General features: G+C 28.4%; 5 protein-coding genes, 1 tRNA gene and 1 rRNA gene. 5 read left to right on the forward strand and 2 right to left on the reverse strand.

Going from position 1 to position 7,019, the window contains the following annotated elements; all coding sequences use genetic code 11:
- Together ACPKM0_RS12080 and ACPKM0_RS12085 are read right to left on the reverse strand one after the other, a co-directional pair.
- Positions 1 to 116 (reverse strand): 16S ribosomal RNA (locus ACPKM0_RS12080); the annotation flags it as partial.
- A 404-nt stretch (positions 117 to 520) separates the two neighbouring features.
- A complete protein-coding gene (locus tag ACPKM0_RS12085) occupies positions 521 to 1,720 on the reverse strand; it encodes a PucR family transcriptional regulator (RefSeq protein WP_472476289.1) in 1,200 nt (399 codons plus the stop codon).
- Positions 1,721 to 1,946: 226 nt separating this feature from the next.
- Between ACPKM0_RS12085 and ACPKM0_RS12090 the strand changes: the two genes are divergently transcribed.
- The 5 genes from ACPKM0_RS12090 (at position 1,947) to ACPKM0_RS12110 (ending at position 6,960) form a co-directional block, all read left to right on the forward strand.
- Entirely contained in the window at positions 1,947 to 3,287 is a 1,341-nt protein-coding gene (locus ACPKM0_RS12090; RefSeq protein ID WP_472476291.1) for a GntP family permease, read from the forward strand.
- A gap of 29 nt (positions 3,288 to 3,316) precedes the next feature.
- Positions 3,317 to 4,324 carry a phosphotransferase gene (locus ACPKM0_RS12095; protein ID WP_472476293.1) on the forward strand — a complete coding sequence of 336 codons (1,008 nt, stop codon included), beginning with the start codon at positions 3,317 to 3,319 and terminating at the stop codon, positions 4,322 to 4,324.
- A 9-nt stretch (positions 4,325 to 4,333) separates the two neighbouring features.
- Positions 4,334 to 5,638, forward strand: a complete 1,305-nt coding sequence (gene eno, locus ACPKM0_RS12100; protein ID WP_472476295.1) for a phosphopyruvate hydratase — start codon at positions 4,334 to 4,336, stop codon at positions 5,636 to 5,638.
- A gap of 91 nt (positions 5,639 to 5,729) precedes the next feature.
- Positions 5,730 to 6,761, forward strand: a complete 1,032-nt coding sequence (locus ACPKM0_RS12105; RefSeq protein WP_472476297.1) for a uroporphyrinogen decarboxylase family protein — start codon at positions 5,730 to 5,732, stop codon at positions 6,759 to 6,761.
- Positions 6,762 to 6,887: 126 nt separating this feature from the next.
- A tRNA-Lys gene (locus ACPKM0_RS12110) sits at positions 6,888 to 6,960 on the forward strand.
- Positions 6,961 to 7,019 lie beyond the last annotated feature (59 nt).

A 7,019-nucleotide genomic window follows, 5' to 3' on the forward strand; every position in this document is an offset into this window, starting at 1 on the left:
CGTGTTACTCACCCGTCCGCCGCTCTAGGCTAACCGAAGTTAGCTTACCGCTCGACTTGCATGCTTAAAACGCGCCGCCAGCGTTCGTTCTGAGCCAGGATCAAACTCTCCGTTATATAAATATGGTCCGAAGACCACTAATTAACAAATTCATTTAATTCCTGTCACTCGCTTTTAACGAACATTAGCTTATTTCATCTTGTTCTATTTTGAATTGACAGAAAGCCCTCTACACTGCAATTTTCATTGCCATAATTAGCTTCCTATTTTCTCTTCCCTTACGCTCGTAATTTCAAATAACAAATGCAATTAGCTTAATAAATTAAACTTTTTGCTTACGCTTTATATTTTAAAGCGCTTAAGTAACATAACAGTTTTTAAAGTAATAAGTCAATAGCTTTTTTTATTTTTTTTAAAATAAAAATTTGCTGTTTTTATTTAAAACTCATCGTTTGTTTAGTTACCGTTAGGGACAATACTGTACATAAAAACTTTATGCAATACCTTTTTTAAAATTTTATTATTTTTTTGACTGTTTATAGAAAATAGCAATCATTTTGATTAAGAATGCATCACTAAAGTTATTTAAAGGATCAAGTTCAGTGAAATTTTTTAATTTTTCAAGTTTATTTTTTATAGTATTTCTATGTAAATTTGTAAGTAATGACGTTTTAGCTATATTAAAATTACAATCTACAAAGGTTTCTATAAGATTGATAAAAGAATCATAATCATTATCCATTTCTTTAATTTTATTCAAATTAGTAATAATAAGCCTATTAATAATATGGGAATCTAAATAATTAAAAGTATCTTCAATAAGAATAGATTTTAAAGTTAAAACTTTATCACCTTTATTATATTTTTTAGCTATATCTAAAATAGCTTTAGCCTCAATAAAACTTTTCCTGACATCTTTAATATCTTTATATACATCACCACTTGCAATATAATATTCGAGTGGGACTATATCTTTAAGCTTAATATCAATTTCATTACATATTTTTTGATTGGCAAGATATACTTCATTTAAATCACTAGCTGGTAAATAAGATTTAATTATTACCGATCCATTTTGACCTTTTCTTGCAACTATATCTTGAGTATTTAAATACTTTATACTTTTTAAACATTCATCAATTGTTTCTTTAGTATTTATTATTTCACTTTGGTATCCCAAGTTTATATTAATATTGAAATAATTAGCCTTCTCAAATGTATAATCTATATATATAACAGAAAACATCAAAGATGAATCAATTTCAAATTTATTCATCAAGCTTAACACTTTATCTTCTTGAAAATTTTCATCCAGTAATAAATCAACTAAACCTCTATATTTTTCTTTTTCATCTTCTATTATGTTTAACTTATTATACATATTATATAACATTACAGATTCTAATGAATTTTTTAAATTGTTTCCAACTTTTACTATAGTCTCTTTTTCCCCTTCTAAAATCAAAGTACCTTCAATTTTGTTTTGTAAAATAAAAGGGATTGCAGTAATGCAATGAAATAGATTTTCTTCGTCTATATTTTCAACTAATATTGGCTTACTATTATCTAATACATACCTAGATAAATTCAAATATTTCTCTAAATTATTAAGTTGAGTTGACGCAATTAATGTGTTTTGTGAATCCGTAACAAATATTTTTATACCCTCTTTTGAATTCTCTTTAATTAAAAATTGGATAAAATCTACATCTAATATCATAAAACCCTCTTGTTACAATATATACAATAACTGATATTATATTTAATAAAATATGTGCAAAATTAACATATTAACAATAAAATAAATAATATATCTAATTATTTTTATATATATTGTATAAAATCTATATTATAATATACATAATTTATCAGTTATGCACAATATTTTTCCTTTGATTTAATTAAAAATACACCACAAACTGAAAAAAAAATAAACGAGGTTATCTATGTATCAAGTATTTTTACTAATTGCTAGCGTAGTGATTTTGATTCTATTAATTACTAAATTCCATTTACATGCGTTTTTATCATTATTAATAGTTTCATTAGGTTTAGGTTTAGCATCAGGAATGGATTTATTAGAAGTATCCACAACTGTTGCTAAAGGATTTGGCGGAACAATGCAATATATCGGAATAGTAATTGTTTGCGGTGTTGTTATGGGAGAAGTTTTAGAACAAACTGGAGCTGCTCAAAAAATAGCTAATTCAATTCTAAAATTAGTTGGAATAAAAAGAGCTCCTGTAGCAAGTGCTATTACAGGTGCTGTTGTTTCAATTCCTACATTTTGTGATTCTGGTTTTGTTATTTTAAATCCTGTTATAAAAGCTATTTCTAAAGTTGGGAAAATACCTTATATGGTATTAGTAACAGCGTTAATGTGTGGATTATTGACAACACACACTTTAGTTCCACCAACACCAGGTCCAATAGCTGCTGCTGGTATCTTAGGTGCTGATGTTGGAACAGTAATGATTTATGGAATTATTATTTCAATAGTTGTTGTAGGTGGAACTACAATCTTCTGGTGTAATTCTAAATTTATCAAATCTCATTATCCAGAATTAGCTGATAGTGAAACACTTGATGAAGAAAGTGAAAAAGATTTTGAAGAAAAAGTTAAAAATGCTCCTGCTACTTTCTTATGTTATTTACCAATTATAGTACCAATTTTACTTATTATCATTAGATCTTTCGTTCTTATGTATGCTAGTGATCCTAATGTTGGTTTTGCAAAATTCATTCAATTTGTTGGGACTCCTTATATCGCATTATTACTAGGTTGTTTAATTTCATTTATCTTACCAAAGAAACTAAACGAAGAAGTAACTAATACATGGGTATCTAACGCTATTCAAAAAAGTGCTGAAATTTTATTAATTACTGGTGTTGCAGGTTGTTTTGGTAAAATCTTACAAGCAACAGGTGTTTCAAACATTATTGCAGAAATCATTTCTAGCACAAGTTTACCAGGTGTATTACTACCTTTCTTAGTATCATCATTAGTATTAATTGCACAAGGGTCAGCTACTGTAGCTTTAACAACAACTGCTGCTATTATGGTTCCTTTACTTGGTGCTTTAGGCATCTCACCTGAATTAGCAGTTATCTCTATTGCAGCTGGTGGTATGTGTGGCGTATTCCCTCAAGGTTCATATTTCTGGGCTGTAACTAAATTAGCTGGGTTCGATATGAAAAAAGGATATGTAGCAGTGACGGCAACTTCATTTGTTATGGGTGGTTTTGCTTTAGTTTCAGTTTTAATTTTATCGCTCTTTGTAGCTTAATAAATAAATAAAATCAAAGGAAAAATTATATGATTGATATTTCAAATAAGGATATCTTAGTCTCTTACTTAAAAGAAAAAGATATTATTACAAATGAAATGGATTATGATTTAAAATATTGTGCTGGAGGAGTCTCTGGCACAGTAGCCTTTCTTTCTCTTAAAGATAAGGATTTAATCATAAAACAAGCCCTATCCAAATTAAAAGTTAAAGAGGATTGGTTATGCGATCCATCTAGAATGTATGTCGAACAACTAAGTAATAAAATATATCACGATATCGCACCTGATAGCGTACCTGAGGTATTATTTTATGATGAAGAAAATTACATCTATGGAAGAATTGCAGCACCAGATCATTGTAGGATGTGGAAAGAAGATTTAATGGATAATATATTAGATTTTCTTGTTGCGAAGCAAAGTATAGAAGCACTAGTAAAAGTTCATAACACTTGTAATAATGATAAATATGTAGCAAAAGAATTTGCTGATAAAAAAGTGTTTTATGATTTACGTATTTCACCATATATTGAATTCACAGTTGAAAAACACCCTGAATATAAAAGAATTGCTACTTTCTTATCAAAAGAACTAATGGAACAATCAATTACTCTTGTTCATGGTGACTATTCACCAAAAAATATAATGTGTGATCAAAGAAAAATTTTTATTTTAGATTTTGAAGTTGCCCATTATGGAAATCCTGTATTCGATTTAGCTTTTTTTGCTAATCATTTCGTTTTAAAATCTATAAAATTTGATAATAAAAATGAAGCTTATTTAAATATGCTTGATTACATGTTAGATATATATTTTAAAGAAAGTAATTATGAAAATAAGGATTGCGTTCTATCATACTTTGTAAAACTATTAGGAATGCTAATGTTAGCAAGAGTAGACGGCAAATCTCCTGTAGAATATCTTGTAGACGACGAAGATAAAAAACAATTAGTCAGAGATATAGCTGCTTCATTAATGACAAGCAATATAACTGATTATAAAAAAGCAATTAGCTTAATTAAATTTTTAGAAAAATAGAGGAAGAATATGGATATAAATAAAATAGTAGATGTAAAAGCTAGACAAATATATGATTCTAGAGCTAACCCAACTATAGAAGTTGATATAATTCTAGAAGATGGGACATTAGGAAGAGCTATTGTCCCATCAGGGGCGTCAAAAGGAGCTTTTGAAGCATTAGAATTAAGAGACAATGATCCAAAAGTATTAAACGGTAAAAGTGTAAGAACAGCTATTAGAAACATTCATGAAAAAATTAAACCTCAATTAATTAATAAAAATGTTTTTAATCAATCTTATCTTGATAACTTATTAATCAAATTAGATGGAACTGAAAATAAATCTAATTTAGGTGCTAATGCAATATTAGGATGCTCGATGGCAATAGCATATGCTGCTGCAAATGCAAAAAATATGCCATTATTTCAATACCTAGGTGGGGCTGGAGCAAGAGTCTTACCTCTTCCTCAAATTCAAATAATTGGTGGTGGTGCACATGCACTCTACTCTATAGATATTCAAGATTTTTTAGCAGTCCCTATGAGTGCAAAAAACTTTGAAGAATCAATTGAAATGATTGTTAATGTTTATAATGCTGCTAAAAAAGTCTTTAGAAAATATGGTAAACCGTTAAGTATTGCAGATGAAGGTGGTTTTTGGCCAACTGATTTCAAAACTAACGAAGAAGGATTGCAATTATTAACAGAGGCTATAGAAGAGGCAGGATACAAACCTTATGAAGATATTGCAATTGCAATGGATATCGCAAGTAGTGAATTCTACAACAAAGAAAACAACACCTATTATTTTAAACTTGAAGATAAAACATTTACCTCTAGCGAATTCGTTGATTTATTAGAAACTTGGGTAGAAAAATATCCTATAATTTCATTAGAAGATGGCTGTAGTGAATTTGACTGGGAAGGTAATAAATTATTAACAGAAAGACTTGGTAATAAAGTTCAATTAATTGGAGATGATTTATTTACTACTAGAATAGATAGAATTAAAAAAGGTGTTGAAAACAATATTTGTAACTCTGTTTTAATCAAAATGAACCAAATTGGCACAATTACAGAAACTCTAGAAGCAATTGAATATACTAAAAATAATGGATTTTTACCTGTTGTTTCTGCAAGAAGTGGTGAAGTTGAAGATGCAACTATAGTACATTTAGCTATTGCAACTAATGCTGGACAATTAAAAGTTGGATCTGTTGCAAGAACAGAGAGAACTGTAAAATGGAATGAAGGTATTAGAATGGAAGAATTATTAGCATCTCAAGCTATTTGGCTTTCAAAGGATATTTTCAATAGAGTAATTAAAAAGTAATATTTTTAATTGTTTTTTATTGCATCTTTATATGTTATTGTTTTATATAAGAGCTTTTACTGCTCTTATATAATTTTATAAAGGATTTATGATGAATAGTTATGAGAGAGTTTTTGCTGCATTTAATAATCAAGATTTTGATGTTTTTCCAGCCATAAACCCCACAAGTGTGATTACTAACGAATTGATGAAAAAAACAAACTCTTTTTTTCCATCAGCACATTTACATCCTATAGAAACTTATGATCTAGCTCTCTCTGGCCATAAAATATTAGGCTTTGATTCTATAACTCCTTATTTTTCAATACATTTAGAAGCAGCTGCTTTAGGAGCTACTATTGATTTTAGTTCTAAAAAGGGCATGCCTCAAGTAATAAAAAAACCTATAAAAAATATTGAAAATTATAAATTACCTAAAGACTTTTTAGATAAAAAAGAATTTAAAGTATTTAATCAAATAATATCTAAATTAAATAAATCTTATAATAAAAAAGTACCTATTATAGGTAAAGTTATCGGACCTTGGACTTTAGCTTATCATCTATTTGGTGTTGAAAATTTAATAATGAAAACAATATTATACCCTAATTTAATAAAAGGATTCATAAAAGAACTATCAATTTGTCCAATACAATTTGCAAAGCAACAATTTGAAAGTGGTGCTGATTTTGTTGTTTGGGCGGAGCATGTTACAAGTGATTTAGTATCTCCTGAAATATATAGAGAGTTTGTATTACCTATTCATCAACAAGCTAAGGTAGAATTAAATTCTTATGGACCTATGATACTACATGTTTGTGGATGTTTAGAAGATAGAGTAGAAATATTATCAGAAACTAATATGGATATGTTACACATAGATTCTAGAAATAATTATTCTAAAAGTATTGATTCTCTACAAAGTGATATGCAATTAGTAGGATTTATCAACAATCCACATCTACTTAGAAAAGGAAGTAAAGAAGATGTTCATTCTTCTGCTCTTTCTTTATTAAAACAAGGAGTAAAATTTGTTGCACCAGAGTGTGCAATCCCTTTTAATGTACCTAATTCTAACTTAATAGAATTAACAAAAACCTTGCATCAATATAATATAAATACGTTAAAAAAAATAATAATTTGATTATTCCCCTTATTTTTTGTTAGCGTAAATATTTATTCTTACATAAATAATTAAAAAAAAATAATATTTTTTTAATTAAGTAGTTGACTCAAGTTTGTGCATTTGGTATAGTCCTAATCGTTGCTTGGGCTGCTAGCTCAGTTGGTAGAGCAACGCCCTTTTAAGGCGTGGGTCAAAGGTTCAAATCCTTTGCAGCTCAACTTTTTAATGTCTCCTTCGTCTAGTGGTTAGGACACCGGGTTTTCATCCCGGCAACAC

It is taken from the genome of Pleomorphochaeta sp. (genome assembly GCF_050031695.1).
GTDB lineage: Bacteria > Spirochaetota > Spirochaetia > Sphaerochaetales > Sphaerochaetaceae > Pleomorphochaeta.